At 57.2% G+C, this 26,353-nt stretch carries 24 protein-coding genes; 11 read left to right on the forward strand and 13 right to left on the reverse strand.

What is annotated here, in order from left to right; genetic code table 11:
* Positions 1-70 precede the first annotated feature (70 nt).
* From ACYVGU_RS18360 to ACYVGU_RS18370, 3 genes are all read left to right on the forward strand, one after another.
* Positions 71-1,090, forward strand: a complete 1,020-nt coding sequence (locus tag ACYVGU_RS18360; protein WP_460623235.1) for an alpha/beta hydrolase — start codon at positions 71-73, stop codon at positions 1,088-1,090.
* Positions 1,091-1,253: 163 nt separating this feature from the next.
* On the forward strand, positions 1,254-1,697 hold the full coding sequence (locus ACYVGU_RS18365; protein ID WP_460623236.1) for a DUF4174 domain-containing protein: 444 nt from the start codon (positions 1,254-1,256) through the stop codon (positions 1,695-1,697).
* Positions 1,698-1,740: 43 nt separating this feature from the next.
* Complete coding sequence (locus ACYVGU_RS18370; protein ID WP_460623237.1) at positions 1,741-2,898, forward strand: NAD(P)/FAD-dependent oxidoreductase; 1,158 nt, start codon at positions 1,741-1,743, stop codon at positions 2,896-2,898.
* Between the two features lie 97 nt (positions 2,899-2,995).
* On the opposite strand, the gene ACYVGU_RS18375 is transcribed toward ACYVGU_RS18370, so the two are convergent.
* Positions 2,996-3,787, reverse strand: coding sequence for an SDR family NAD(P)-dependent oxidoreductase (locus ACYVGU_RS18375; RefSeq protein ID WP_460623238.1), 792 nt, complete (start codon positions 3,785-3,787; stop codon positions 2,996-2,998).
* A gap of 258 nt (positions 3,788-4,045) precedes the next feature.
* Here ACYVGU_RS18375 and ACYVGU_RS18380 point away from each other — a divergent pair, with 258 nt between their 5' ends.
* A complete protein-coding gene (locus tag ACYVGU_RS18380; RefSeq protein WP_460623239.1) occupies positions 4,046-4,534 on the forward strand; it encodes an ankyrin repeat domain-containing protein in 489 nt (162 codons plus the stop codon).
* A 101-nt stretch (positions 4,535-4,635) separates the two neighbouring features.
* Here ACYVGU_RS18380 and ACYVGU_RS18385 read toward each other — a convergent pair whose 3' ends face one another.
* The 10 genes from ACYVGU_RS18385 to ACYVGU_RS18430 all read right to left on the reverse strand — a co-directional run bounded on the left by ACYVGU_RS18385 (position 4,636) and on the right by ACYVGU_RS18430 (position 16,197).
* The gene (locus tag ACYVGU_RS18385; RefSeq protein ID WP_460623240.1) at positions 4,636-6,303 is read right to left on the reverse strand and encodes a T9SS type A sorting domain-containing protein; all 1,668 of its coding nucleotides are present in this window, start codon (positions 6,301-6,303) and stop codon (positions 4,636-4,638) included.
* 549 nt (positions 6,304-6,852) lie between these two features.
* Positions 6,853-7,140, reverse strand: coding sequence for a hypothetical protein (locus ACYVGU_RS18390; RefSeq protein ID WP_460623241.1), 288 nt, complete (start codon positions 7,138-7,140; stop codon positions 6,853-6,855).
* 26 nt (positions 7,141-7,166) lie between these two features.
* Positions 7,167-7,931, reverse strand: coding sequence for an MBL fold metallo-hydrolase (locus tag ACYVGU_RS18395; protein ID WP_460623242.1), 765 nt, complete (start codon positions 7,929-7,931; stop codon positions 7,167-7,169).
* A 46-nt stretch (positions 7,932-7,977) separates the two neighbouring features.
* Complete coding sequence (locus ACYVGU_RS18400; protein WP_460623243.1) at positions 7,978-8,697, reverse strand: HAD family hydrolase; 720 nt, start codon at positions 8,695-8,697, stop codon at positions 7,978-7,980.
* Between the two features lie 236 nt (positions 8,698-8,933).
* Entirely contained in the window at positions 8,934-10,376 is a 1,443-nt protein-coding gene (locus tag ACYVGU_RS18405) for a Gfo/Idh/MocA family protein (protein ID WP_460623244.1), read from the reverse strand.
* A gap of 166 nt (positions 10,377-10,542) precedes the next feature.
* Complete coding sequence (locus ACYVGU_RS18410; protein WP_460623246.1) at positions 10,543-10,983, reverse strand: hypothetical protein; 441 nt, start codon at positions 10,981-10,983, stop codon at positions 10,543-10,545.
* A 19-nt stretch (positions 10,984-11,002) separates the two neighbouring features.
* The gene (locus tag ACYVGU_RS18415) at positions 11,003-11,497 is read right to left on the reverse strand and encodes a hypothetical protein (protein WP_460623247.1); all 495 of its coding nucleotides are present in this window, start codon (positions 11,495-11,497) and stop codon (positions 11,003-11,005) included.
* 600 nt (positions 11,498-12,097) lie between these two features.
* Entirely contained in the window at positions 12,098-14,218 is a 2,121-nt protein-coding gene (gene scpA, locus ACYVGU_RS18420; protein WP_460623248.1) for a methylmalonyl-CoA mutase, read from the reverse strand.
* A gap of 52 nt (positions 14,219-14,270) precedes the next feature.
* Entirely contained in the window at positions 14,271-14,405 is a 135-nt protein-coding gene (locus tag ACYVGU_RS18425; RefSeq protein WP_460623249.1) for a hypothetical protein, read from the reverse strand.
* A gap of 13 nt (positions 14,406-14,418) precedes the next feature.
* Entirely contained in the window at positions 14,419-16,197 is a 1,779-nt protein-coding gene (locus ACYVGU_RS18430; RefSeq protein ID WP_460623250.1) for a methylmalonyl-CoA mutase family protein, read from the reverse strand.
* A gap of 173 nt (positions 16,198-16,370) precedes the next feature.
* Here ACYVGU_RS18430 and ACYVGU_RS18435 point away from each other — a divergent pair, with 173 nt between their 5' ends.
* The 4 genes from ACYVGU_RS18435 (at position 16,371) to dnaA (ending at position 21,354) form a co-directional block, all read left to right on the forward strand.
* Positions 16,371-17,591: a porin family protein gene (locus ACYVGU_RS18435; protein ID WP_460623251.1), complete on the forward strand. Its 1,221-nt coding sequence runs from the start codon at positions 16,371-16,373 to the stop codon at positions 17,589-17,591.
* A gap of 227 nt (positions 17,592-17,818) precedes the next feature.
* Complete coding sequence (locus ACYVGU_RS18440) at positions 17,819-18,577, forward strand: bifunctional UDP-sugar hydrolase/5'-nucleotidase (RefSeq protein ID WP_460623252.1); 759 nt, start codon at positions 17,819-17,821, stop codon at positions 18,575-18,577.
* Between the two features lie 144 nt (positions 18,578-18,721).
* Positions 18,722-19,651: a bifunctional metallophosphatase/5'-nucleotidase gene (locus ACYVGU_RS18445; protein ID WP_460623253.1), complete on the forward strand. Its 930-nt coding sequence runs from the start codon at positions 18,722-18,724 to the stop codon at positions 19,649-19,651.
* A 203-nt stretch (positions 19,652-19,854) separates the two neighbouring features.
* Positions 19,855-21,354: a chromosomal replication initiator protein DnaA gene (gene dnaA, locus ACYVGU_RS18450; RefSeq protein ID WP_460614115.1), complete on the forward strand. Its 1,500-nt coding sequence runs from the start codon at positions 19,855-19,857 to the stop codon at positions 21,352-21,354.
* A gap of 84 nt (positions 21,355-21,438) precedes the next feature.
* Here dnaA and ACYVGU_RS18455 read toward each other — a convergent pair whose 3' ends face one another.
* A complete protein-coding gene (locus tag ACYVGU_RS18455) occupies positions 21,439-21,921 on the reverse strand; it encodes a hypothetical protein (RefSeq protein ID WP_460614116.1) in 483 nt (160 codons plus the stop codon).
* 141 nt (positions 21,922-22,062) lie between these two features.
* Positions 22,063-22,494 (reverse strand): OsmC family protein, encoded by a 432-nt coding sequence (locus ACYVGU_RS18460; RefSeq protein WP_460623254.1) that lies wholly within the window; start codon positions 22,492-22,494, stop codon positions 22,063-22,065.
* A gap of 163 nt (positions 22,495-22,657) precedes the next feature.
* Between ACYVGU_RS18460 and ACYVGU_RS18465 the strand changes: the two genes are divergently transcribed.
* From ACYVGU_RS18465 to ACYVGU_RS18475, 3 genes are all read left to right on the forward strand, one after another.
* The gene (locus ACYVGU_RS18465; RefSeq protein ID WP_460623255.1) at positions 22,658-24,151 is read left to right on the forward strand and encodes a GH3 domain-containing protein; all 1,494 of its coding nucleotides are present in this window, start codon (positions 22,658-22,660) and stop codon (positions 24,149-24,151) included.
* A 378-nt stretch (positions 24,152-24,529) separates the two neighbouring features.
* Entirely contained in the window at positions 24,530-24,994 is a 465-nt protein-coding gene (locus ACYVGU_RS18470) for a 3-oxoacyl-ACP synthase (protein ID WP_460623256.1), read from the forward strand.
* A gap of 103 nt (positions 24,995-25,097) precedes the next feature.
* Positions 25,098-26,273, forward strand: coding sequence for a 1-deoxy-D-xylulose-5-phosphate reductoisomerase (locus ACYVGU_RS18475; protein WP_460623257.1), 1,176 nt, complete (start codon positions 25,098-25,100; stop codon positions 26,271-26,273).
* Positions 26,274-26,353 lie beyond the last annotated feature (80 nt).

Raw genomic sequence — 26,353 nt, forward strand, 5'->3', positions numbered from 1 at the left:
AAAGTGTTTTTTAGGTAAGTTGATGAACCCGAAACCTCATCTGCTGCCGGCCCCTACCCGTACTGTTGCCATGCCTACTACCTCTGCCGCCTCCGCCACCTATCAGCCCGATCCACTAGGGAAGGATTTCGAGCAACTCGTCATCCTGCAGCCGAATGATTACGAAGGGCTGGTCCGGACGGTGCTGGTGCGCTACCGCCCGGAGCCCGCGCAGCCCACGCCGCGTGCCGTGCTATATGTGCATGGCTTCAACGATTATTTTTTCCAGCGCGAAATGGCCGCTGAGTACACGGCGCACGGGCACCGGTTTTTTGCCCTTGATTTGCGCAAGTACGGCCGCGCCCTGTTGCCTCACCAGCGCCCCAACAACGTGCGCGACCTAACCGAGTACTTCGCCGACCTAGATGCCGCCTTGCAGCAGATACACACGGAGGGCTACCCGCAGGTGGTGCTGAGCGGACACTCAACGGGCGGGCTGATTTCGGCGTTGTACGCGGCCCAAAAACCCGCTTCCGGCTTAGTGGCCCTGGTGCTCAATAGCCCGTTTCTGGAGCTGCATCAGTCGTGGTTGCGGCGCCACGTAGCGGTGCCGATGGCTACTGCGCTGGGTGCCCGCTGGCCCGATTTGCCACTGCCTTCCGGCCTGACAGATACCTACGGGCAAAGTTTGCACCGCGCCTACCGCGGCCAGTGGGAGTATGATCTGGCCTGGAAACCTAATCAGGTGTTTGCCGTGAATGCCGGCTGGTTGCGCGCCATCAGGCGGGGGCAGCAGCGCATCCGACGCGGGCTGGGCCTGCACCTGCCCGTACTCGTGCTGCACTCCGACCGCACAGCCGTTGGGCGTGCCTGGCACGATGATTTTCAGCGCACCGATATCGTGCTCAACGTACAGCACATTCGGCAGCTGGCTCCCCGCCTCGGAGCTAACGTAACCACCGAGGCTGTGCTGGGGGCCGTCCATGATGTCTTTCTTTCAGCGCCTGAAGTGCGGAAAGCAGCGTATCAGCGCGTATTTGAGTGGTTGCAGCAAATGGAAGGGCTAGTAACCCAACCCTCGAAAACCAGCCAACTAATAAGCAACTCCTAAAGCTAGGCAGTAAGTAAATACTTCGTCACGCTCAGCACCAGGAGCTGTCAGAAGGGTTAGCACGCAGCTGTGCTCCAGTCCATACAAATTAATTCGGCGTAGAGAAACAGGCCACGTGCCGCCGGGTTACTAGGGTGCGTATCTATTCAAACCGCTTTTGTTTATGCTATTTCAGACCACCCTTGGGTTACTGGTTGCGCTTGGCCTAGGCGGCAGCATTACGGCACTGGCCCAAACAGCGCCGGCTGGCTCGTTGGCGGCTACCATTAAGTCCAGCAAATGGCAGAAACGAGTGTTACTGCTGTGTGCCGGCAGCCCCGACGACACCAGCCTGCTTCGGCAACAGCAGCTGCTGGCGCCCGCCAAAGCCGACCTGGATAGCCGCGACCTGCTTGTGCGGGAAGTTATTCCAAGTCAGCTTTCCGGCTCCGACCAGCGCTACCTTCGCCAGCAGCTCAACGTGACCGGAACAGGGTTTATGGTACTGCTTATCGGCAAAGACGGCGGCGTAAAACGGCGCGAAACCCAACCCTTGGCGCCCGCGCAAGTGTTTGCCACTATTGATGCCATGCCCATGCGGCAGCAGGAAATGAGGCGCCCGAAATAAGTGTTGCAACGCCACAACCCACAATGCCTGCGTACTTTCGGGCGTGGCCTTGCGTACTGATTATGATGTGCTGATTGTAGGAGCCGGTCCGGCTGGGGCTGCCTGTGCCCTGGGGCTGGCAGCAAGCGGCCTGCGTGTGGCCCTCCTCGATAAGGCCCAATTCCCCCGCGACAAAGTGTGCGGTGATGCTATTCCGGGACCCACCCTGAAGGCACTGGGCCGCTTGAACCCACAGTATGCCGAGGAGCTACGCGCCCTCACCCAGGCTCACCGCACCGATGTACGTACCAGCCGCTTGGTTTCGCCGGCCGGCGCTGAGCTGCAGGTAGAGTGGAAGGCTCCGGCCTTCAACAGCCCCCGGCTCCATTTCGATGATGCCCTACTCACGTTGGTGCGGCGGCATACCACCACTGAAATTATGGAAGGCTGCGCGGTAAAAGTTGTGCGGGCCGATGCGGATGGGGGAGAGGTAGTGCTGGCAGATACAACACGGCTACGGGCACAGCTGCTTATTGGATGCGACGGCGCCAACTCAGTAGTGGCCCGCTGCCTGGCTCCGCAGCCCCTCAACCGCTTCCGCCATTGTGCCGCTGTGCGGGCTTACTACCAGGGCGTAATGGAAGCCCCCGAAACTACCAGCGACTTTCTCTTTCTGCGCCGCTACCGCGCGGGCTACTGCTGGGTATTCCCGGTGGGCGGCGGCACCTACAATGTGGGTTTTGGCATGCTCTCTTCCGACATTGCCCGGGAGAAAGTAGATCTAAAGCAGGTGCTGGAAGAACTGATAACCATGCACCCGCACTTGGCGGGTCGGTTCACGTCGGCGCAACGCCTAGGGCCGGTGCTGGGCTTTGGGCTACCGCTGGGCGGCTCCCGGCGGCCTATTACCGGGCCACGCACGCTGCTCTGCGGCGATGCTGCCGCCCTCATTGATCCGCTCCAGGGCCACGGCATCGATAAGGCCGTGCTGAGTGGAATACTGGCCGCCGAGCATGCCAGGCGCTGTTGCCAGACGCAGGACTTTTCAGCTCTTTCCCTGCTGCAGTACCAGCAGCAGGTACACCGCCGCCTGGGCCGCGACTTGACTCGGCGCTACCACCTCATGCAGGTGCTGGCCCGTGCCCCGTGGCTGGTAGAAGCAGCCTTCCGGGCCAGCCAATGGCCGTGGTTGCGGCAGTGGCTGGTGCGCAAAGTAGGGTAGTAAGGCATCGACTAGTCTAAATGACTTAACTAAGCTCCTTGCTGGTGGCTTTTCTTGCTTTTACTGAGAGGAGGCATCCATGCTGAAAGCTTAAATTTTAGCCAATGCTGCGAATCACGCCGCCATCAACCCGCACGGAGGCGCCATTGGTAGCAATAGAAAGCGGGCTGGCGAGGAAGACTACCATGTTGGCAATTTCCTCGGGCGTGATAAACCGCTTCAGCAACGACGAAGGGCGCGCATCGCGGAAGAACTCGTGCTCGGCCTCCTCGCGGGTTTTGCCGTCGCCGGCCAGCTTCTGCAGAAATTCCTCTACGCCTTCGGAGGCAGTAGGGCCGGGCAGCACCGAATTAACGGTTACCTCAGTGCCTTTGGTGAGTTCGGCTAGCCCCCGGGCTACGGCCAACTGTGCCGTTTTGGTGGTGCCGTAATGAATCATTTCTTCCGGAATCTGGAGGCCCGATTCGCTGGAGATAAACAGGATACGCCCCCAGTTCTTTTGCAGCATCAGGGGGAAATATTGCCGCGAGAGGCGCACGCCACTCAGCACATTCACCTCGAAAAAGCGCAGCCAGTCTTCGTCCGGAATTTCGGCAAACGGCTTGGGCTCGAATATGCCCACGTTGTTGACCAGAATATCAACAGCAGGCACTTGCTGCAGCAGGCGCGTTACCTGCTCGGCCCGGCCAAAATCGACGGGAACGGTGCGCAGCTTGGCGGACGGCGTTTCCTGTAAAATCAGGCGGCGAGCCTCGGCCAGGCGGGCTTCGGTACGACCCGTGAGAATAACTTCGGCGCCCTCAGCGGCAAGGCGGCGCGCAATGGCCAGCCCAATGCCGGCAGTAGAGCCCGTCACGAGGGCTAGCTTATCCGTGAGTTGTAAATCCATGCTAATGGAAAGTAGTGGCTAGGGAATGAAGGAAGTAGAAGAACCGACAACGGCCGATTTTGTAAGCCAGACACTGCTGTTCTCTGCCAAGGAAGGCTGGTAATCCATTTCGGGTGGTTGTCGTATGGGTTTTCTGGTGCTACTAGAACCTGCTCGGCTATCGTGCACTTGGCGCAGGTTACTGGCTTAGGTGCCGCAGTCGGCCCAACTTGTTTTACCGTTTTCGGTTGTTTACTCCTTATCAACTCTACCGCTCTTATGTCCTTTACCTCTGCCCGTCCCGAAGATTTGCTGATGAATGCAGCCCGCCAAGGCGATAAAGAAACCATTCAGGCGCTGCTAGCCGAAGGCGTTGACGTGAATTACCAGGATGGCCGCGGGTTCACTCCCCTAATTCTGGCCGCCTACGATGGACACATTGACGCCACGAAACTGCTGCTCGAAGCCGGCGCTAACCCCAACGTGCACGATGCCAGCGGCAACACGGCCCTAATGGGCGTGGCCTTTAAAGGGTACCCCGAAATAGTGCAGCTGCTTATTGACAACGGCGCCGACTTGAACGCCCGCAACGGCAACGACGGTACGGCCCTCATGTTTGCTACTCTCTTCGGCCGCCACAATATCGTGCCCATTCTGCTCAAAGCGGGCGCCGATGCCACGCTCCGCGACGTGCGTGGCCTTTCGGCCCGGGACCTAGCCATTCAGCAAGGCAACCAAACCGCCCTTGAGTTACTAGGGGAGCAATAGGCTTAAACCCCAGCGTATACCTAGTAAAGGCCCTCCTGAATGTGCTCTTCGCAGTATCAGGAGGGCCTTTGGTGTAGGTAGGTTGTAGCCTTTTGCAGTTGCTATTCTATCGTGATGGTGCGGTTAATTACTTCCTTGTTGTATTCTAGGCGCAGCACATAAATGCCCTTCGGCAGATTGGCGGTGTTAAAGCGCGCTTCTAGTTTCTGGCCAGCCGAAATGGCTTTCTGCTCCGCCACTACCCGGCCAAAGGAATTGTAGAGAGTAGCCCGAACGTCGGAGTTGGTATCAGCATTTTCCAGCGTCAGTACAAAGTGGCTTTGGGCCGGGTTTGGGTACACACTAATAGCCACATCCGACTGGCCGCTCGCCGAGCGGGAAAGCTGGCTACCATACCGGGCCAGGTACCCTTCAGTGAAGGTGCTGGAAATGGTTATTGGCCCGAACTGGTTGGTGCCGGTAAAGATGCCAATGGTATAAATGTTGTTATGTTTATCCAGGGCAAGCTTGGCTCCTGAACTGGTGCCTGGCCCACCTACCAGTTCTGTTTTGAGTGCTCCGGTTCTGGGCTGCAGCTCCGTCAGGAAGGCCTGTGAAGTATAGGGATAATCGTTGCTTAGGTTGAATGCCCCCGTTAAAAACACCTTCCCGGAAGTCGCATCCGCTTGTATGCCGCCGGGATAGTCGCCGTTGGCAGTACCCAGCGAAACGGCGCTCAAGGCGCGGCCTTTGTCGTTGTAGTGTGCGATGTAGATATCGGTGCGGCCTTTGCTGGTGAGGGTGCTGGAGCCAAAGTGAACCGTACCGTAATAGCTATTGGCCAGGTACAGCTCGTCCTTGCCAGCCAGCGCCAGACTACGGCCATCGCCAGTGCCCGGCACCGAAGTAGCCCACATCAGACCGCCTTTCTTTGCCTCAAAGCGGGCTAGATACATGTTGCTGTTGTTGTCAGCTGAGCGTACTGTAATTCCATCCAGCTGCCAAGCATCGTATTGTGAGCCAGATAAATACACATCGCCTGACTGATGTACCACTACTGCTCCGCCGCTGCTCGTTGAGCCAGGAGTGAACTCAGTACCCTGCGGAATTAAGCCCTCCATTACTCTAGCCCAGCGCAGTTCTCCTGTTGGCGAGTAGCTGGCCAGAAAGGCTTGATTGTAGCGGTCAGAAAAGGCGGTTTTAGCATCGAACTGCACCGTTGTGCCACTAATAGTGCCCGTTACATAGCTGTTGCCGGCCTTATCCACCGCAATGTTTTGGCCAACGTTGCTGCTATAGTAATAGTAGTAGGGCTGGGTGCTGCTGATTTGACGAAGCCATTGTACTGCACCATCCTGACCACACTTAAGTACGAACACATCCTGTTGGGGCTGTCCGTCAAACGTCGATTTAGAAGTTATACTCTGGCCTGACTTTGCGCTGAGAGAGCCTCGGAACGTTCCGGTAACGTACGCTTGGCCCGACGCATCAATTGCAACGCCAAACGGAATGGCATCAGATGAGCCCAGGAGCTTGGTTACCTGTATCACTTCGCCCGATGGCCTGCACTTCGCCACGTACACACACAGGCCAGATGCCGTAATGCGCGTGTTTCCCAGGTTAATTGCATCATAGAACCGCCCGGTAACATAGTAATTGCCACTTTGGTCCGTGGCTATATCCATTAGTCCATTTGGTTGTTCTACAGCTTGCACGGAGGTCCAACCGGGCGTTTGGGCTTGGGCGGAAAACGTTAGAAATGCGGCAATGAGAAGTAAAAGCTGTTTCATAGAAAAGCGGATATAGGATGGGGTGGAAACTGAAATCGATGAGTAAATAGAGTGGCGTTGGCGCCTAGGGTAATGTCGTAATGGCCGTATCAGCTGCGTATCCTTCCTCCTGCCCGAGTCTGGCTGCCATGCGTATAGCGGTAGCCCTTATTATCAATAGGTTGGCCTCTTATGTCGCCCTAGTATTCTTAGGTACTTGGTAAGAACCAAGCGCTCAGCCTATCGGGTTAAAGCTACAGTAAAGAGAGGATATAAATAGGAAAATTATCACTTTTTATATGACTAAAATATTTGTTGACTTTGGCTGTGCTATGCACCTATATATGCTCTTTGTAAGCACTTTGAGCAAACTAGTGGGCTAGTAATGTTTGCTTTATGCGATGAGTCAAGGCGTAGCTGCACAGCAGTAAAAAGCCCGCTTACCTGTAGTAGCAGGCAAGCGGGCTTACAATGAGTAGTTAGTAACTTCGGCTGGCGTTTTAGGGGAGGTGAGTGTCGGAAGTAATTGCAAAAAGGCAGGTTTGGGTTGGCAGACGACCTAGAAAGGTGCTACAGCGGCTGCCATACCACATCAGCCACGGCCGAGGTGTTAGTAGAAAGGTACTGTCTATACAAGGCCTGCGCCTGGCCCTGTTCGGGCTCACTGCCATCGGAGTGCAGCACGAGCAGATGCTCATCGGGGCCTAGGCCTAGTCGCTTGCTTAACTGTTGGGTGAGTGGGGCCGAGATGCTGAGCCCATCCTGCAGCTTCACTACAGTCACTTGCTGTCCATCTTGCTCAATGCGGGTATACACGCCGGCGGGACCAGCAGAAAAAGTTTCGGTGTCGGTTTTCATAGGGTACGAGCTTGGGTTGAGCTAGCCTATACGAAAACGGCTCCTGCGCCGTCGACTTTCCGCAGGGTTCCTAGGTCTAGGGTAGCGCCTGCTTGTAAGGTATGCACCGTTACGCCGTCGGCAGGAGTGAGGTGGGCCTGCAGCTGCTCCGGAGTGCCTAGCAAGGAAGGGAAGGTGCCAAAGTGAAAAGGTACTAGGTGCCGCACCCGAAGCAACCGGGCCGCATGGGCAGCCTCCAGTGGCCCCATGGTGTACCGGTCGCCGATGGGCAGCAGGGCAACGGTTGGCTGGTAGAGGTCGGCGAGCAGGCGCATATCCCCGAACAGGCCCGTGTCGCCGGCGGCGTACAGCACGGCGCCATCAGAGAAGCGCACTACAAAGCCCACGCCTTCGTGCGGGAAACCGGTTTTGCCGCCGGGCAAATCAACGTGGGCTGCATGGTGGGCCACGGTCATGGTCAGGCGCAGGCCTAGTAGCTCAATGCTACCGCCTACGTTCATGGGCTCGCACTGGGCGGCTGGTACGCCCTGCTCCTGCAGGTAAAACCGAACCGGCGCGGGTGCGGCCACCTTGGCTCCGGTGCGGGCGAGTAGTGCTGGAAGCTCCGCGTCGAGGTGGTCGTCGTGGCCATGCGTGAGCAGCACCAGGTCGGCGCGCTCCGGCTGGCGCAGGTGTTCCGGCACGTAGGGGTTGTTGCTCAGCCAAGGGTCGAGCAGAATAATGTAGCCTTCCGGCGTGGTGATGCGGAAGCTGGCGTGCCCCAGAAACTGAAGTTGCGTGGTAGTTGGCATAAAGCAGATAACGTCAGAAAGCAAAAGCTGCCGAAAGCGTGAGGTGCTACCGTAGTTGCATCCGACCAGTGATGGTGAGCAACGCCTCGGGCAGCGGCTCAAAGCTCGTAATTTCCGCTACGTGCGCCAGCAGCCGCAACCCCGCAAACTGGTTCAGCCACACAGGCCGAATCCCGACCTGCAGGGCACCCACTACATCGGCGTGCCAGTTGTCGCCTACCATCACGGTTTCGGCCGCGTGGCTGCCTAGGCGCTCCAGGGCCACCTGAAAAATACGTGGGTTGGGCTTCGTCACCCCAATATCCTCGGAGGTGATGAGGGCATCAACCAAGTGCGCCATGCCCAGATGCCGCAGTTTTTCTTCCTGCTCAGCGGTACGGTTATTCGTGACGATGCCAATTTTGTAGTGGGGCCTGAGGGCTTCCAGCAACGCCAGCGCACCCACAATGGGGTGGCGCAGGCGTTGGTAATGGCTATAGTGCCGCTGCGCGAAGTGAGCCGCCTCGGCCTCGGTAGGTGCTACCCCATATGGCGCCAGTAACCGCTGAAACCGCAGGCGGCGGGCATCTTCATAGGTGAATTCGCCGGCCAGCACCCGCGGGTGCATTTCCTCCAGTATCTCGCTGTACTGCTGATATAAGGCCTCTAAATCAGCGCCCGCAAACTCCGGCAGTCCGGCCGTGCTGGTCGCCAGCGCCGCGCGGGCCGTGTTGGCGTGGTCGAATAAGGTGTCGTCTAAATCGAAGAGGACGGTGGTGAGGGGCATAGGGCTAGGGGGCAGCTAGGGCCGGATGACAAGCCAAGCAAATAACGGCATGAAAGCACTGGTACACGAAACAGCCCCGCTTGCAACGGGGCGGTTTCGTGTACCAGTGCTAGTATCTTTTCCTAGGCCATGGATTTTTGCAAACCGCTCTTTCGACTGATTCCTGAGCCCTACTCAACGTGCAATCTGGCCTACAAGCCAAAGAGTCGGCCTCAGTGCCATTCGTGACCTGATGATTACTGCCAACCGGGCCGGTAGTTGCGCTTGACGAAACGGTTTACTTCTTCGAAGTTGGTTACGCGAAGCTGTTTGGGGTCCCAGAGCAGTTCAATGCCCCGGCCGGGGTAGTCGACGCCGGAACCGGTGGTTTTGGGCCGCTGCAAATCGTAGCCCCGAATAGCGAGGTTGGCCATCAGCAGAGCCTCCGTTAGGGGGCCGGCCGTTTCAAAGGGCGCACTCAGGTAGTGGTTGCCATAACCGGCCAAGCAGGCTTCTACCCATTGGGCATAGTGCCCGTCGGCGCCGCCCGGCACGCGGGCCAGGGTTTGCTTCACCTTTACCTCCTGGTTGCGCGAGGTGGGCAGCAGGCGCGGATCGGCGGCGTAGGTGCTGGCCATCATCTTGCCCTTGGTGCCCACAAACAGAATGCCGTTGCCGCCATCGCCGAACAGCTCGTTCGGGCCCAGCTCCTCGGGGCGCTCGGGCTGAATGCCGCCGTCCATCCAGTGCACGGTTACCTCGTGCTTGGTTTTATCGGTTTTCGGAAACTTCAGGATAACGTGACTGGAGGGCGGGCAGCTTTCCGGGAAGTAGCCGCGCTTAAACTCATCTACGTACACGCTGCCCACGCTGGCCTGCACGGCGCTGGCGTATTGCAAGCCCAGCACCCGGAAGGGCGCTTCCAGTAGGTGGCAGCCCATGTCGCCGAGGGCGCCGGTGCCGTACTCCCACCAGCCGCGCCAGTTGAAGGGCACTAGTTTATCTACGTAGGGGCGAAATGGTGCCGTGCCCAGCCACAGGTCCCAGTCTAGCTCCTTGGGCACGCTGGCCGTCGTGGTGGGCCAGGCAATGCCCTGGGGCCACACGGGGCGGTCGGTCCAGCAGTACACGGTGTGCACTTTCCCTATTTCGTTGGCGTCGTACCACTCCTGAAGCTGGCGTACGCCGTCGCCGGAGGCGCCCTGGTTGCCCATTTGCGTAACTACCTTGTGGCGCTTGGCGGCTTCCGTGAGGGCACGGGCTTCGTAAAGGTCGTGGGTGAGGGGTTTTTGCACGTACACGTGCTTGCCCAGTTGCATGGCAGCCAGCGTTACGGCGGCGTGGTTGTGGTCGGGCGTGGCCACCGATACAGCATCAAAGTTCTTGCCTTCCTTGTCTAGCAGCTGCCGCCAGTCTTTGTAGTACTTGGCCTGCGGGTAGGCTTGCACGGCACGGGCGGCCCGCCGGTCGTCTACGTCGCAGAGATAGGCAATTCGGGCCTTACCCGATTGCACAAACGACGCCAGGTCGCTTTCCCCTTTGCCGCCTACCCCCACGCCGGCAATCAATAGTTGGTCGCTGGGGGCGGTGTAGCCTTTGCCACCCAGCACAAAGCGCGGCACAATCATGAAGGTGGCTACGGCGGCGGCGCTCTGCTTAATAAACTCGCGGCGAGAAGGCAGAGAAGGATTCTGACTCATAGAAGATGAGAAGGACGTTGAAATACGAATAAAATACTCCCAAACAAGTGGGTGCACTAGCCCCACTGCTACAGCCTGGGCCACTCAGGATAAGGCGCTTAAGGTAATGAAATCAAGCAAGTAGCCAGCCTAAAAACAAACCGGCCCGCTAGGAGCGGGCCGGTTTTTATAGAATGGTTGCTACATCCAGGGTGGTTTGCCCCGCCACAGGACCTAGCAGCTGGGTGCGACGCAGCAGCGTGGCTATGTTTTTGGGCAGCTCGGCTACCATAAGCGGGCGCAGCGGCTGGGCCACTAGGTAGTACCGTGCATCAGACCGCTCGTGCAGGCGGGTTTTGGTGAAGGAGTACAGGCCGCGCCGGGCGTAGCGCGCGAAACCTTGGTAGCTGCCTTCATTGGTGTCATCAGCCACCTCAGCCACCACCGCCGAATCGGTTTCCGGCAGCGTCAGGAAATACTGGTGCAGCTCCAGCAGCACCTCCTGCGAAGCCGCCACCGATTCGGGCAGTATCCCGCCGCCGGACGCTACGTGCAGGATATAGCCGTTGCTATCCGCCGCAAACCAGTCAATGTCCGCGTCTTCTTGGTCTATTTCGTCAATGCGCATACCGCATATATTGAGTGAATTATGTAACGATACCTACAATGCCAGTTTCTGATTCTAATTTATTAACAATTTGGAATAATTCTGGAGTTTGGTATATACTATCAAACGTATAAATGACATTCACTAATAAATTTTGTCTACTTAATTCTGTGAATAATAATTCTGTTATCGTCTTATAATGCATGTTCATAAAATATGAACCAGGCTTGTTGAAACCAGATAGGCAGAACTGTTTGCAATTGTTGTTGAGTGCTTGGCTATAAAATTCTGCAAAAACATTCGCAGGTACACCATAGTCATTTCCTGTATAATTAAAACGAAGCTGATTATAATAGGAGAGAAAATCAGGGATTTTATCCTGTTCTATGCTACAATCTACTGCTTTATCATAAATCCAACTAAGTGTTTTAGTTTCGATAATTGAAGATTTAAGGATATTAGATATAATGCCCTGTAAATAATCGATAGATTGCTCTTTGTTTAAGTTGATATGTATATAATAGCTTTCAGTCATATTGCAATTAATATCGAATTATGTATAAAATTTATCTGAATCTACCGTGCTATGGTATTCTGTAACACGGTAGATATATAAAGATACTTTGTCTATGTTGCTAAGACGCATCAGTGGTTAAATCGTTCTTGACTATTTGTATTCTGAAAGACTTATTCCTGCCATTATTGCTTATGACGTTAGGAAGGCTTTCAGCTTCTTTATGTATCGTTCTTGGCTTAATTTGATTAGCCACTCTTTCCGTATGTATGCGCCGAAGAAAGCCCAAGTATGGTATTTATCTAATCGCTTTTCTAGCCGCTGAATGATAAAGGTCAGATGCTGACAATTCCAAGCCCACACTTCTTCATCGTGCAACACTAGCTTATACCAAAGTTCGTAAGCTTTCAATTGTTGCCAGTCCGCCTCCCGGCGAAAACCGCAATGGAAGCAGTTGATCAGCCAAAGATTACGGAAAGAAGAAATATCTAAGAAGTGTGCATAGTCAGCAGGGCAGTCAACATTGGTAGCTGAAGCCTGCCGACCACATGTCGCACATTTTAACGCCACTTGTCGAGGAAAATGGAAATGGCCGTAACGTACGTGGCTATCCATTCCAACTTATTCGCTCAACTTCTCTAAAATCTCCTGAGCCGCCACAGCAATGACCGTCCCTGGGCCATACACACCGACTACTCCAGCGTTGTAGAGGAAGTCGTAGTCCTGAGCGGGGATGACGCCGCCGGCAATTACTAGGATGTCTTCCCGGCCAAGCTGCCGGAGCTCCTCAATGAGCTGCGGAATCAGGGTTTTGTGGCCGGCGGCGAGGCTGCTCACGCCTACCACGTGTACGTCGTTCTCGGCGGCCTGGCGGGCTACCTCGTCGGGGGTTTGGAACAGGGGCGCAATATCCACGTCGAAGCCCACATCGGCGAAGGAGGTAGCAATAATTTTGGAGCCGCGGTCGTGGCCGTCCTGGCCCATTTTGGCTACCATCATGCGGGGGCGTCGGCCTTCGCGGGCGGCAAAGTCATCGGCCATCTGGCGGGCCTTGGCAAACTGCTCGTCGTAGTTCATTTCCTGAGAATACACGCCCGAAATAGCCCGAATAGTAGCCTGGTGGCGGCCGTACACTTTCTCCAAGGCATCGGAAATTTCGCCGAGGGTAGCGCGAAGGCGGGCGGCGTTTACGGCCAAGGCCAGCAGGTTGTCGTTGCCGGTGCGGGCGGCTTCGGTGAGGGCCTCCAGGGCTTGCTGCACGGCGGCGTTGTCGCGGGAGGCTTTAATCTGGTTTAGGCGCGCAATCTGCGACTCGCGCACGGCGGCGTTATCGATGTCAAGCACCTCAATTTCGGTGGCCTCGTCGATGCGGTACTTGTTCACGCCTACCACAATCTCCTTGTTCGAGTCGATGCGGGCCTGCTTGCGGGCGGCGGCTTCCTCGATGCGCATTTTGGGCAGCCCGGTTTCAATGGCCTTGGCCATACCGCCCAGCTCTTCCACTTCCTGAATCAGGGCCCAGGCTTTGTCGGCCAGCTCGTGGGTAAGGGTTTCCACGTAGTAGGAGCCGCCCCAGGGGTCCACCACGCGGGTGATGTCCGTCTCGTGCTGGAGATAAAGCTGGGTGTTGCGGGCAATGCGCGCCGAGAAGTCGGTGGGCAGGGCAATGGCCTCGTCGAGGGCGTTGGTGTGCAAACTTTGGGTGCCGCCTAAGGCCGCGGCCATTGCCTCGATGCAGGTACGGGCCACGTTGTTGAAAGGATCCTGCTCCGTGAGGGAATAGCCTGAGGTCTGGCAGTGCGTGCGCAGGGCCAGGCTTTTCGGGTTCTGGGGCTCGAACTGCTTGATGAGCTTGGCCCACAGCAAACGACCGGCCCGCAGCTTGGCAATTTCCATGAAGTGGTTCATGCCAATGGCCCAGAAGAACGACAGGCGCGGGGCAAAGTCGTCAATTTTCATGCCTGCGGCCAAACCAGCCCTCACGTACTCCAGCCCATCGGCTAGGGTGTAGGCCAGCTCCAGGTCGGCGGTAGCGCCGGCCTCCTGCATGTGGTAGCCCGAGATGCTGATGCTGTTGAACTTGGGCATATTCTGAGCCGTGTACCCGAAGATATCGGCAATGATGCGCATACTCGGCAGGGGCGGGTAGATGTAGGTGTTGCGCACCATGAACTCCTTCAGAATATCGTTCTGAATAGTGCCCGCCAGCTTATCGGGCGTTACGCCCTGCTCCTCCGCCGCCACAATATAAAACGCCATAATCGGCAGCACCGCCCCGTTCATGGTCATCGACACCGACATCTGGTCCAGCGGAATCTCATCGAACAGGAGCTTCATGTCCTCCACCGAGTCAATTGCCACGCCGGCTTTGCCCACGTCGCCTACCACGCGCGGGTGGTCGGAGTCGTAGCCGCGGTGCGTGGCCAGGTCGAACGCCACCGACAAGCCCTTTTGGCCGCCCGCGAGGTTGCGGCGGTAGAAGGCATTGCTTTCCTCGGCCGTTGAGAAGCCCGCGTACTGCCGGATGGTCCAGGGGTTCTGGATGTACATGGTGCTGTATGGCCCGCGCAGATACGGCGCCTGCCCCGCGCCAAAGCCCAGGTGCGTGAGGTGCTGCACATCGTGGGCGGTGTAAAACTGCTTGAGTGCAATGCCTTCGGGCGTGGCCGTTTCGGGTGCTTCCGTGGTGGGGGCAGGCAGCTGGGCCGCGTCGTAGGCTATCTGAGAGAAGTCGGGCTTCATCGGGAGTTGGGTGGGTGGTGAGGGGTAGTGAGCGGGCAGCTTGCCGCAGCGCTTAGTGCTGCAGGTGGTAAGCAAACTCGCCTACACTCATACCAAACCGAAAAATGAAATACGCCGACACAGCAATGAGCACCGCCTTACCGGGCTTGGTATCGAGCAGATAGAAATAGTTGGTGAGCTTCTGCATGATGATTTCGTGTTTATTTCTTGCCTTGCAAACGGGCCAGCACATCCTCCGTGCTGTAGCCTTGTACCGAAAACTCCTTTAGGCCAAATACCTGTACGGCTTCCTGCATGGTAGCTAGGTCGGCGGTAAGCAGCGCCGGCGGAATAAAGTTGGGCTCATCAATGGGTACCCGACTGATGGCCCGCGCCAGCCTCCCGAACTGCTCAGGGGTAGCGTACATCAGCGTAGCTTCCTCGGCCGAGGAAAACAGCACCGACAAGGTGCCCTCAGGATGCGCTTCGTGCAGTGCTAAACGCTCCTGATCCGGCAGCGTCAGCAGGAATGACTCCAGAATGATTTGGTTGGTGTGAGCACCTAGCAACACCAGGGCGGCGCGCTTCTTTTTCTTTTCGCGCCGCTCAAAGTGCAGGGCCGTGGCCAGGCGCAGTACCTCGGTGGGGTAGGTGGCGCGGGTGCTATCAAAGTCCCGGCTGCGCAGCAGGCGCTTGGGGTTGTAGTCGAACTTCTCATTGGGGTTCTGGTACTTGTTGGTGCCCACTACTATCTGCTCGCCGTTGGCAATGCGCCGGAACTGGGCCTGCGCCGAGGCGTGGAGCTCTTGCATTACTAGGCCTGTAGCAGCGGGCAACCCGCCAGCTTCCTCAATCTTCTGAAACAGAGCCCACGCTTCGCGGGCAATCTGGTCGGTGAGGGTTTCGAGGTAGTACGAGCCGGCCGCGGGGTCCTGCACTCTATCCAGGTAGGCTTCTTCGCGCAGCAGCACCGGCAGGTTGCGGGCCAGGCGCTCGGCAAACTCGTTGGGGCCATGAAACAGGCAGTCGAAGGCACCCACGCTAATGGCATCGGCGCCGGCCATCACGGCGCTCATGGCCTCGGTGGTAGTGCGCAGCAGGTTGGTGTGCGGATCGAGGGTAGTCTGGCTCCAGGTGGCGGTAGTGGCAAAAATGGTAAGCTGCTGGGCTAGCTCAGCTGGCAGCTCAAAGGCATGCAGCAGGGTAGCCCACAGGCGCCGCAAAGCCCGCAGCTTAGCTATTTCAAAAAAGTAATTGGGCCCGACGGCCACTTTCAGGTGCATGGCAGCTGCTACTTCCGCCAAGGGCAAGTCAGTACTAGGCAGTGTGCTGAGGTAAGCCGCCGCTGTAGCCAGCGTGAAGGCTACCTGCTGGGTGGCCGTAGCGCCCCGGTTACCATAAAAGGCCGCATCTAGCCCCAACGCCCGGAACTCCGGCCAGCTCCGGCTGATACGGATTGCTTCCCGCAGTTCCTTTTGCTGCACGGCCATGTCAGGCGCGTGGCGCGACAAGGGGTCCGAAATCAGGAAGCCACGCATCGGAATGTCGGTGGTTGCCAGCTGCTGCATCAGTTTGGCTGCCCCTCCGCGCACGGTGTAGCCAACGTAGGTTTCGGCGAGCGGCACGCGCTGCGAAAGAAGCTCCACATCAAAGGCTTCGGCGTGGGCCAGCACAAAGTGGGCGCCATCGGCTCCCCGGCTGAGGGCCGATGCGGCGCGCTCAATGGCCGAGTGTCCGCGCTCAATGGCTGCCACGGAGTATGTGGGCACATTGCGCCAGTGAGTGGTTGGGCGAACCTGCGGGGCAGGCGCGCCGCCTAGCTCGTTTAGCGCCTCCAAGTGGTAGAAGGGCTGCACCGGAAAGCCGTCGGGTGTTTCCCAAACCAACGCGGCGGGGTCTTTGCCCTTCAGGTCGCGGGCAATGCGCTCCTGCCACTGCGGGGTAGAAACGGCATCAAACTCGGAAAAGGAAACAGGCACAGAACGCGGCGAATCGGCCATAATACGGCGGGGTGGGGATGGTAAGGGAATGCCCAAAGAGGCGCGCTAAAGATACTGGTTCGAAGAGAGAATGTTGGGTAGTATCTATTGAAGCCGCTTTCTACCTTTGCGCGCCTATTTGGGGTGTGGATAGCTGTATTAGCTAGTTCTATCTTTTTCAATCTTTTGTGTAGATGAGAAAACAACTACTCCTGTTACCCCTACTACTAGGGGTTGTTTCGGCGTATGCCCAAACCAATTTTCGCCCAGGCTACGTGCTGCCGCTTTCCGGCGATACCCTGCGCGGCGAAGTGGACTCGCGGGGCGAGCGGCGCAACAGCATTATGTGCCGCTTCCGGCCCGCAGCAGGCGCCGAGGTAACCGAATATAAGCCGGAACAGCTGCGGGCCTACGGGTTTACCCAAGCCCGGAAGTACCAAACCCGCCTATTGCCTACGGCCGCCCGCTCCGCTGCATTTGTGCAGGTGCTGGTCGATGGCCCGCTTTCCCTGTATCACTTCACCAACGAAGACGACAAGGAACTCTATTACGCTCAAAAAGGAGCAGAAAACGCCCTGTTGCCGCTGGTGCAGCGCGATACGACCATTCTGCAGTATAACCAGCAAACCAGGTCTCAAACCAAGGTTCAGAACCGGGTATACTTGTTTCGCAATACCCTGTGGAGTGTAATGGCCGATTGCCCAAAGGTGCAGTCAACGCTTACCCGCACGGAGCTGACGGAGTCGCAGTTGATGAAGGTAGTTTCGGCGTACAATGAGTGTGTTGGCGGGCAGCAGTCCATTGCCCCTACGGCCAAGTCCAAGATGAATCTGCAGGTGTTTGGCGGCGGCTTTCAGGCCAAGGTGAACTATAACTTCGATGGCGAAAGGGAGCTCAGCTCGTCTATGCGCCCTACGTTTGGCGCCGGCGTGCAAGTACACCCCAGTCGGTTTAACTACCACCTCTCCCTAGTAGCCCAGGCCCTGTACGTGCAGCAGAAATACGCTACGGCCTACACCGGCAACGGTTCACTAGGCCCAGGCTATAAGCGAACCGCCAGCATTGAGTTCTCCTCGGTTCGGATTCCGCTGCTGATGCGCTACAGCCTGACGAAAAGCGTTATCCGTCCCTACTTCCAGGCCGGACCCGTTTTCGCTCTGAATATGGGCCGCAATGCCTACCGCACCGATCATCTCGAGCGTTTCTCGGCGGAGCCAACCGTTACTCCCATCGACCTTCGTTCCTACGGCATTGGCGGAACCATCGGGGTAGGTGTAGCCATTCCAGCAGGAGCAGCCGGCTACTTCAACCTAGAGGCCCGCGCCGACCGGTTTGATAACACGTCGGAGGAAACAGGGGTTATTTCCGGTTCCACGGGTCTGTCACTGCTGGCGGGGTTCACTTTCGGCAAGTAAGCAGGCCAGACAGTGTCTGAAAACTCAAGCTCAGCATGACGTTCAGGCAGAGTAAATCAGCTTTTCAGACACCTCATTAAATTTTGAAGTGCAAGCAGCGCCCGGGACCAGTTTTCCGGGCGCTGCTTTGTTTATAGGGCAGGGGCGGGGGCCAACCACCAGCTTTTTAGCAACTCCCGCTGCGCCGCCGTACCTTTGCGGCTCGCTTTCCTATTTCTTCTTACCCGATGCAACTTCTTCGTTCCCGTCTGGCGGCTCTGAGCTTGCTGGCTGCTGTAGCCTTAGCTCCGGCGTGTCAGCGTGGCGCGTATCAGCCTAAAGCGCAGCTAGCGCCCGTTACGGCGCAGCCCGTTGGCGCTACCATTACCGAAGACCCCAAAGCCGCCTCCACCATTGCCCCATACCGCCAGCGCGTTACCGAGCAAATGACCACCGTGCTGGGCAATGCGCCGGTAGCGATAACCAAAAATAACGGCGAGTCGCCGCTGGCTAACTACGTAGCCGATATTCAGCGGGAGCGGGCCAGTAAGGAGTTGGGCCAGCCCATCGACCTAGGCGTGATGACGAACGGCGGCCTGCGCGCTCCACTGCCAGCCGGCCCCGTTACGTTAGGTTCGGTATTCGAGTTGATGCCATTCGAGAACGAGCTGGTGGTGCTGGATGCGCCCGGCGCCGTGGTGCAGCAGCTGTTCGACTATTCCGCTCGCATCAAGATGGCCGTGGCGGGTGCCGTATATACCGTTTCGCCGGAGGGCAAGGCGCAGGATGTGCGCATCGGGGGAAAACCATTTGACCCAACCCGCACTTACACCATCGCCATTTCAGACTATCTGGCCGGCGGCGGCGACAACTTGGTGTTCTTCAAAACGATTAAGCCCCGCGGTACCGGTGTGCTGTTGCGCTCCGCCATTGCTGAGTACATGAAAGAGCAAACCCGGCAGGGCAAGCCCATTGAAGCGAAAGTAGAGGGCCGGGTAAAAATTTAAGCTGAACGGCACGGCCGGTATGAGTGACGTGCTACTTCCGGCTGAAGCATTGGGCTGAAGCCGGGGATGAAACAACCTCACTGATTTGTTGGCACTGCTTTGGCGCTGCCAGTATCACATTTCCACATCTAGCATATTCTTTCCGTGGATCGTCGCGAATTTTTGAAATATACCGGCCTGGGGGCCGCTAGTCTAGGGGTGCTAGGGCTTACGGGGTTGCCAGCCGCGGCCGCCGATAAGAAGGGCCACCGCCTGACCATCCTGCACACCAACGATATGCACTCCCGCATTGAGCCCTTCCCCGACAATGCAGCCCAGTGGGCTGGCCTGGGCGGAATGGCCCGACGCGCGGCGCTCATTGAGCAAATCCGAAAGCAGGAATCGAACGTGCTGCTGCTGGACTCCGGCGATATCTGGCAGGGCACGCCATACTTCAACTTTTTCCAGGGCGAGCTGGAGTTTAAGCTCATGAGCCAGATGGCCTATGACGCCAGCACCCTCGGTAACCACGACTTCGATAATGGCCTGGAGGGCTTGCAAAAGCAGCTTCCGAACGCCACGTTCCCGTTCCTGATTGCCAACTACGACTTCACGGGCACCATTCTGGCCGGCAAATTCCAGCCGTACAAGGTATTCGATAAGCAAGGCATTCGGGTGGGTGTGTTTGGTCTGGGCATTGAAATGGCCGGGCTGGTAGCCGACAAAAACTTTGGCGCCACCAAATATCTTGACCCGGTAGCGACGGCCAAAGAGATGGTAGCCAAGCTGCGCGGCCCCGAGAAGTGTGATATGGTTATCTGCCTCTCGCACCTGGGCTATAAGTACGAAAGCGCCAAAATCGACGACCGGAAACTGGCCGCGCAGGTCAGCGGTATCGACCTGATTCTGGGAGGGCACACGCACACTTTCCTGGATGCGCCTCAGCCCGTAGCCAGCCCCAACGGCCAGAACACGCTTATTAACCAGGTCGGCTGGTCGGGTATCAACCTGGGCCGCCTCGATTATTCGTTTGAGCGTGGTTCGCGGCGCCCGGCAGTTGCCGCCACCGCCGTTCTGCCAGTGGGGCTAAGCTAGCCCCAAGTCAGAACCCGTAATAATATACGGTTGAGGTTTCTGTGTGGTAAAAGCGTGTAATATGCAATAGCCAGGAGCGTTTTTTTGTCTCCTGACTTTTCCACATTTTTGTCTCCCCCTAAAAAAACAGGCCCCCTGAAAGCCTGCGGCCGGCTCATTATTCCCCTCACCTGCACACCTGTTGCTTTTGCCCTAACGTATTGATGCTGAAGGATTGCCGAACCGTATGGGCCAACTGTCTTCGCGTCATCAAAGCAACAATTGGTGAGCAGAGCTTCCGAACGTGGTTCCAACCCATCGTGCCGGTACAGCTCCACAATAACGTTTTGTTGATTCAGGTGCCCAGCACCTATTTCTACGAGTTTCTGGAGGAGCACTATGTGGAGGAGCTTAAGCGCGCCATCCATCAGGAGCTAGGCCCGGAAGGACGATTGGAGTATAGCATTGTGGTAGATCAGGGCAATGCCCAGCAGAAGCCGCGCACGCTTAACCTGCCCACCACCCGCAAAACGGCGGGCCCGGCAACCTCTAATTCGTACGCGGCTACCTCCATGGCGGCCAGCGCCCAAACAGCCTCGGCCCGGAATGTGGCAGCTGCGGCCGTAGCGCCCGCGCCTACCCCCGCCACGCTTCGCAACCCGTTTGAGGCTAGTAAAACGATTGAGCGCGACTATCTTAAGTCACAGCTCAATACTACCTACACCTTCGAGAACTACATTGAGGGCGACTGCAACCGGTTGGCGCGCTCAGCGGGGTTGGCCGTGGCCAATAAGCCGGGTACTACTTCCTTCAACCCGCTCATGGTGTATGGCGGGGTAGGACTGGGCAAAACGCACTTGGTACAGGCCATCGGCAACCACATCAAAGCCACGAACACCGATAAGTTTGTGCTATATGTGTCGGCGGAGAAGTTTACCAACCAGTTTATTGAAAGTCTGCGCTCCAACCAGGTGCAAGACTTTGCCAACTTTTACCTACTCGTTGATATCCTGATTCTGGACGACGTGCAGTTTTTGTCGGGCAAAGACAAAACCCAGGAGATGTTCTTCCACATCTTCAATCACTTGCACCAGGCTGGCAAGCAGATTGTAATGACCTCGGACCGCCCGCCGCGCGATTTGGTGGGCCTGGAGGACCGGCTGCTGTCGCGCTTTAAGTGGGGCCTGACTGCCGACCTGCAAAGCCCCGACTTTGAAACCCGGATGGCCATTATCCAGAACAAGATGCAGCAGGATGGCATTGATATTCCGCCGCAAGTAGTGGAGTACCTGGCCCATTCGGTGAACACCAACGTGCGGGAGCTGGAAGGTGTGCTGATTTCCTTGGTGGCTCAGAGTAGCCTGAACCGTCGCGAAATTGACATGGAAATGGCCAAGCAGGCGCTGCGCCATATCATTGAAGAAGTAGAAGCGGAGGTGAACCTGGATTTCATTCAGAAAGCCTGCGCCGAATACTTTGGGGTGCCCCTGGACCTACTGAAAGCCAAAACCCGCAAAAAAGAAGTGGTTACGGCCCGGCAGGTGGCTATGTACTTTGCCAAGGAGCACACCACGCATTCCCTGAAAAGCATCGGCCACCACTTTGGCGGCCGCGACCATAGCACCGTAATCCACTCCGTCCAGACGGTTTCGGACCTAATTGACTCCGACAAGAGCTTCCGTAGCACTATTGTAGAGCTGCGCAAGAAGTTTGCCGGCCGATAAAGCCTAATAGCCGTTTGGGTCATGTCAATAAAAAAGCCACCTGCTAGCAGGTGGCTTTTTTATTGGTTGCCGGTTGAGCAAGGCCTAGGCCTGTCCGTCGCGGAAAGGGATGTCGTGCTTGGCGGCAAAGGCCCGCACCTGCTCGCGCATGAGGCGCTTGCGTTTGGCGCCTTTTACTTGGCGCAGGCTCAGGGAGTAGTTGCCACCTTCCTTCAGCTGCAGGCGCAACAGTTGGGGGGCCAGCTCCATGGCAGAAATTCCCTCAGCTGCAAATGCCTGCTTGGGCCGAAATAGGCCGTCTTTATGCACTATATAAGCTGGCGTGAACTCTAGGTAGCTCTGCGTACCGAATACGGGCGCGTTATGCACCAGCACGTAGCCCAAGTACACCAAGCTAAACACCAGGAACACATAATGCAGGAAGTGCATGTCGCTGGCGCCTTCGCCCGTTACAATCAGTGCGATGGTGTACCCAATCCATAACAAGCCCAAAAAGAGCTGGCCGAGGAAGGGGATGCGCTGCGTGTTGGCGGGCTGCAGACGAATGCGAGTAGAATCTGGATGCATAAGGGCGGTAAAGTCGCTGGAGCCGACAAAAGTAAGAAGTTGTTGTCGGTTCAGCGTTGCCGGAGGGGTAGCGTATTCCGAGATGGCGGCGAAAAGCAGGCGGCTACTGGCGGTTTGGCCTGCGCCATGGCCTAGCAAAGCCTAGCTCTTCAATTGGGCCGAAGCTAGCTCCATTTCCGGTACGGCACTCAGCAGCTGCGAAATAGGGCACTCCTTTTTGGCCTTTTCGGCGAATTTCTGAAACTCCTCCTGCGAGATGCCCGCTACCTCGCCTTCCGTGGTAAGCGTGATTTTGGTGATTTTCGGCACCTCGCCGGAAGTATCCAGCGTCACCTTCGATTCCGTCCGGATCTGCTTTACCTGCTTGCCATCCTTGCTCAGAATGCTGGTCAGGAACATGGTGTAGCAGCCGGCATGCGCCGCTCCGATCAGTTCTTCGGGATTCGTGCCTTTCTGGCCTTCAAACCGAGCTCCTACGGAATACGGTGCCGATACAGTTCCGCTTTGGGTGCTGATGGTGCCACCGCCTTTGATGTCGCCGTTCCAGATGGCGTTGCCACGTTGATTTATCATGAGGTGTGGTATAAGTGTGGAATGATGAGGTTAGGTACGATACTCGTGTTAAAAAGGCTGAGCCAGCCGCATACAGCCAAGTTAGCCGGAAGCGTATCTTTGAAGACTTCCTACTGTACATAAGTAGCCCGCCGCGCTTCTTCACCTCATCTTTTCCCTGCCAATGGGCCTGAAATCTACCCTGAGTCGGCCGCTGGCTGCCTACGTTGTTCGCCAGTACCAGCAGTGGCAGCAAGATCCGCTCGGTACCCAGCACCGGGTATTCCAGAAGCTGCTGGCCCAAGGTACGCGTACGGCCTTTGGCCGCGACCATCATTTTGAAGGAATCCGGACGCATCAAGATTTCGCCTGGCAGGTACCCGTCCGCGACTACGAAGCGCTGAGCCCATATTTTAACCGCGTGAAAGCCGGCGAGCCGGATGTGCTCTGGCCCGGCAGGCCGTTGTATCTGGCCAAAACCAGCGGTACTACCTCCGGCGCCAAGTATATCCCGATTACCTCAGACAGCATCCCCAACCACATCAACGGTGCCCGCGATGCCCTGCTTCACTACGTGCACAAAACCGGTAAAAGTCGTTTTCTGGATGGTAAGTTGATTTTTTTATCGGGCTCACCGGAGCTGGAAAAAGTCAGTGGCATCAACACCGGCCGCTTATCGGGCATTGCCAATCACCACGTGCCGGCTTACCTGCGCCGCAACCAGCTGCCTAGTTACCAGACCAACATCATCGAAGACTGGGAAACCAAGCTCGACCACATTGTGGACGAAACGCTGGCCCAGCCGATGACCCTGATTTCGGGTATTCCGCCGTGGGTGCAGATGTATTTCGACCGGATTGTGCAGCGCACCGGCCGGCCAGTGGGAGAGGCGTTTCCACAGTTCGACCTGTTTGTGTACGGCGGCGTCAACTTCGAGCCCTACCGCAAAAAGTTGTTCGATACCATCGGGCGCCCCGTAGACAGCATCGAGCTGTTTCCGGCTTCCGAGGGCTTCTTGGCCTTTCAGGATGAGCCCGGCAACCCGGGCCTGTTGTTGCTGCTGAACGCCGGTATTTACTTCGAGTTTGTGCCAGCGGAGCGTTTTTTCGAGAAGAACCCGCCGCGCCTGACCTTAGCAGAGGTGGAGTTGGACAAGCAATATGCCCTAGTACTGAGCTCGAATGCGGGCCTGTGGGGCTACAGCATTGGCGATACGGTGCGCTTCACCCAGAAATATCCGTTCCGGGTGGTGGTTACGGGTCGCATCAAGCACTTTCTCTCGGCCTTTGGTGAGCACGTGATAGGTGAAGAAGTAGAGCAAACCCTGCGCGAAGCCATGCGGTTGCACCCCGAAACGGAGGTAGTGGAATTCACGGTAGCACCCCGCGTCAGCGACAACCCCGCCGTGCCGTCGCGCCACGAGTGGCTCATCGAGTTTGCCCGCCCACCGCATGATGCCGCCGCCTTTGCCGCCGCCCTCGATACTGGCTTGCGTCAGCGCAACGTGTACTACGATGATTTACTCAGCGGCAACATTCTGGCCCCGCTGCTACTCACGCCCCTGCCAGCCGGCGCGTTTCAGCGCTACATGAAAAGTCAAGGCAAGCTCGGCGGCCAAAACAAAGTGCCCCGGTTGAGCAATGACCGGAAGCTAGCAGAAGGGTTAAGTCATATATGAGGAGCTTAAACGTAGTAGTTTCTGGCATGCTGGGGCTGTCCTGTGCGATACTAGCCGCGGTGTTTTATCTAGGCACGCAAGAGCAACACGCTGAATTACTACACCAATCGTTGTGGAGCACCTTCACGGGCCGTTTTTATGGTGTTGTTGCATTAGGTTTGATCTGTTCTACCTCATGGTGGATACTAAATCTAGCATTGCTAAAGGCCCGGTTAGTAAGGGACATTGAGCTCGGCCAAACGGCTATGGTGCTCATTCTAGGCCCCATTATCGGTTCTTTGGTTGGGACAATTATATTCTGCTTAAGATAAAGTTTGTGCTCATACACATGAGCTAGCATTTGCTGAACTGGCAAGTGAAACACGACTCTGAAATACTATGGCAAGTCCAGACCAGCTAATCAAACCCCAACTCCACACCGCTTGCCTCGCCTACGTGCAGGAACGCATTGAAGCCTGTGAGGCCGCTATGCGCGCCGCTCAGGAGTCGGCCAACTCTGAAACCAAAAGCAGTGCCGGCGACAAGTACGAAACCGGCCGCGCTATGGCCCAGAACGAGCGGGACCGCAACGCCGTGCAGCTTCAGCAGGCCCGGCAGCTACTAGCCGAGGTAGAGCGCATCAACCCCGAGCTGCCCTGCGACACGGTGCGCCCGGGTGCCTTGGTGGCAACCAGCATGGGGCAGTTCTATATCAGCATCAGCGCCGGTAAGCTTTCATTGGATGGCCAAGACTACTTTGCTGTGTCGGCGGCGGCGCCGGTAGCTGCTGCGCTGGCTGGCAAGCGGGCGGGCGAGCAAGCCCTGTTCAATGGCAAACCCGTGCATATTTCGGCCATTCAGTAATGTTTTGGGAAGTTAATAGGCACCAACGGTTGAGGTTAGGCCTGCCGCGTCAGCAACTGGCTGGGCTTCGTGTACCTTTGCTCCCGTCCTGCCTTATCTGAATATGCTTTCTACCTTTCCCAAACGCGTAACCCTGCTCGGTTCAACCGGCTCCATTGGCACCCAGGCCCTAGAGGTAATACGGAGCCAGCCCGGCAAATTCACCGTTACGGCGCTTTCCGCGCATTCCAACGCTGAGTTGCTGGTGCAGCAAGCCCGCGAGTTTCGGCCCGCTGCCGTGGTTATCGGCGACGAAGCGAAATACGCCACTGTGAAGTCGGCGCTGGCCAACCAACCAGAAACCGAAGTGCTGACGGGCGCTGCCGCGCTGGCCGATGTGGCTGGCCGCGAGGATACCGACGTCGTGCTGACGGCCATGGTAGGCTACGCCGGGCTGCTGCCCACGGTGCGCGCCATTAAGGCCGGCAAAACCATTGCCTTGGCCAACAAAGAGACCCTAGTAGTGGCTGGGCAGCTGATTACAGAGCTGGTAAAAGAGTGCGGCGTAGGCCTGTACCCCGTCGATTCAGAGCACTCGGCCATTTTTCAGTGCCTAGTAGGAGAGGAGCAGAACCCGATTGAAAAGATAATCCTGACGGCTTCGGGCGGGCCGTTTCGGGGCCGCAGCCGCGAGCAGTTGGCGTTGGTTACCAAAGCGCAGGCCCTCAAGCACCCCAATTGGGACATGGGCGCCAAAATCACCATCGACTCAGCTTCCTTGATGAATAAGGGTCTGGAGGTAATTGAAGCCAAATGGTTGTTTGGCCTCCAGGACAGCCAGATTGATGTGGTAGTGCACCCGCAGAGCATCATTCATTCCCTGGTGCAGTTTCAGGATGGCTCGTTGAAAGCCCAGTTGGGCCTGCCCGATATGAAGCTGCCCATTCAGTACGCGCTTGGCTATCCGCAGCGGTTGCCGAGCAACTTCCCGCGTTTTTCATTCCTCGATTACCCGCAGCTTACCTTCGAGCAGCCCGATACAAGCACGTTCCGCAACCTAGGCCTAGCGTTCGAGGCCATGAAGCGTGCCGGAAATGCGCCGTGCGTGCTCAACGCCGCCAACGAGGTAGCGGTGGCCGCCTTCCTGCGCGACGAAATAGGGTTCCTGGAAATGTCGGACCTAGTAGAAACCAGCCTCGCTAGGGTTTCGTACCTTGCCAGCCCAATCCTTGACGACTATGTGCAGACCGACCGCGAAACGCGCCGCATCGCGCAGGAGCTGCTAGGTGCCCGCACCTGACACCCTGACCGAAACACGGCACTAGCTGGCGAATCGGTGCGTTGTTTGTAGCAAGGGCACTAGCCAATCTTGTTACGCTT

This window comes from Hymenobacter tenuis, assembly GCF_054780495.1.

What these genes read in the sequence shown, in the direction of transcription:
- ACYVGU_RS18475 (WP_460623257.1), top strand. Translation starts at nt 25,098, where the DNA reads ATGCTTTCTACCTTTCCCAAACGCGTAACCCTGCTCGGTTCAACCGGC.
- ACYVGU_RS18430 (WP_460623250.1), bottom strand. Translation starts at nt 16,197, where the DNA reads ATGGCCGATTCGCCGCGTTCTGTGCCTGTTTCCTTTTCCGAGTTTGAT.
- ACYVGU_RS18400 (WP_460623243.1), bottom strand. Translation starts at nt 8,697, where the DNA reads ATGCCCCTCACCACCGTCCTCTTCGATTTAGACGACACCTTATTCGAC.
- ACYVGU_RS18405 (WP_460623244.1), bottom strand. Translation starts at nt 10,376, where the DNA reads ATGAGTCAGAATCCTTCTCTGCCTTCTCGCCGCGAGTTTATTAAGCAG.
- dnaA (WP_460614115.1), top strand. Translation starts at nt 19,855, where the DNA reads ATGCTGAAGGATTGCCGAACCGTATGGGCCAACTGTCTTCGCGTCATC.
- ACYVGU_RS18410 (WP_460623246.1), bottom strand. Translation starts at nt 10,983, where the DNA reads ATGCGCATTGACGAAATAGACCAAGAAGACGCGGACATTGACTGGTTT.
- ACYVGU_RS18440 (WP_460623252.1), top strand. Translation starts at nt 17,819, where the DNA reads ATGCAACTTCTTCGTTCCCGTCTGGCGGCTCTGAGCTTGCTGGCTGCT.
- ACYVGU_RS18455 (WP_460614116.1), bottom strand. Translation starts at nt 21,921, where the DNA reads ATGCATCCAGATTCTACTCGCATTCGTCTGCAGCCCGCCAACACGCAG.
- ACYVGU_RS18465 (WP_460623255.1), top strand. Translation starts at nt 22,658, where the DNA reads ATGGGCCTGAAATCTACCCTGAGTCGGCCGCTGGCTGCCTACGTTGTT.
- ACYVGU_RS18435 (WP_460623251.1), top strand. Translation starts at nt 16,371, where the DNA reads ATGAGAAAACAACTACTCCTGTTACCCCTACTACTAGGGGTTGTTTCG.
- ACYVGU_RS18470 (WP_460623256.1), top strand. Translation starts at nt 24,530, where the DNA reads ATGGCAAGTCCAGACCAGCTAATCAAACCCCAACTCCACACCGCTTGC.
- ACYVGU_RS18390 (WP_460623241.1), bottom strand. Translation starts at nt 7,140, where the DNA reads ATGAAAACCGACACCGAAACTTTTTCTGCTGGTCCCGCCGGCGTGTAT.
- scpA (WP_460623248.1), bottom strand. Translation starts at nt 14,218, where the DNA reads ATGAAGCCCGACTTCTCTCAGATAGCCTACGACGCGGCCCAGCTGCCT.
- ACYVGU_RS18460 (WP_460623254.1), bottom strand. Translation starts at nt 22,494, where the DNA reads ATGATAAATCAACGTGGCAACGCCATCTGGAACGGCGACATCAAAGGC.
- ACYVGU_RS18395 (WP_460623242.1), bottom strand. Translation starts at nt 7,931, where the DNA reads ATGCCAACTACCACGCAACTTCAGTTTCTGGGGCACGCCAGCTTCCGC.
- ACYVGU_RS18385 (WP_460623240.1), bottom strand. Translation starts at nt 6,303, where the DNA reads ATGAAACAGCTTTTACTTCTCATTGCCGCATTTCTAACGTTTTCCGCC.
- ACYVGU_RS18365 (WP_460623236.1), top strand. Translation starts at nt 1,254, where the DNA reads ATGCTATTTCAGACCACCCTTGGGTTACTGGTTGCGCTTGGCCTAGGC.
- ACYVGU_RS18425 (WP_460623249.1), bottom strand. Translation starts at nt 14,405, where the DNA reads ATGCAGAAGCTCACCAACTATTTCTATCTGCTCGATACCAAGCCCGGT.
- ACYVGU_RS18380 (WP_460623239.1), top strand. Translation starts at nt 4,046, where the DNA reads ATGTCCTTTACCTCTGCCCGTCCCGAAGATTTGCTGATGAATGCAGCC.
- ACYVGU_RS18375 (WP_460623238.1), bottom strand. Translation starts at nt 3,787, where the DNA reads ATGGATTTACAACTCACGGATAAGCTAGCCCTCGTGACGGGCTCTACT.
- ACYVGU_RS18360 (WP_460623235.1), top strand. Translation starts at nt 71, where the DNA reads ATGCCTACTACCTCTGCCGCCTCCGCCACCTATCAGCCCGATCCACTA.
- ACYVGU_RS18415 (WP_460623247.1), bottom strand. Translation starts at nt 11,497, where the DNA reads ATGACTGAAAGCTATTATATACATATCAACTTAAACAAAGAGCAATCT.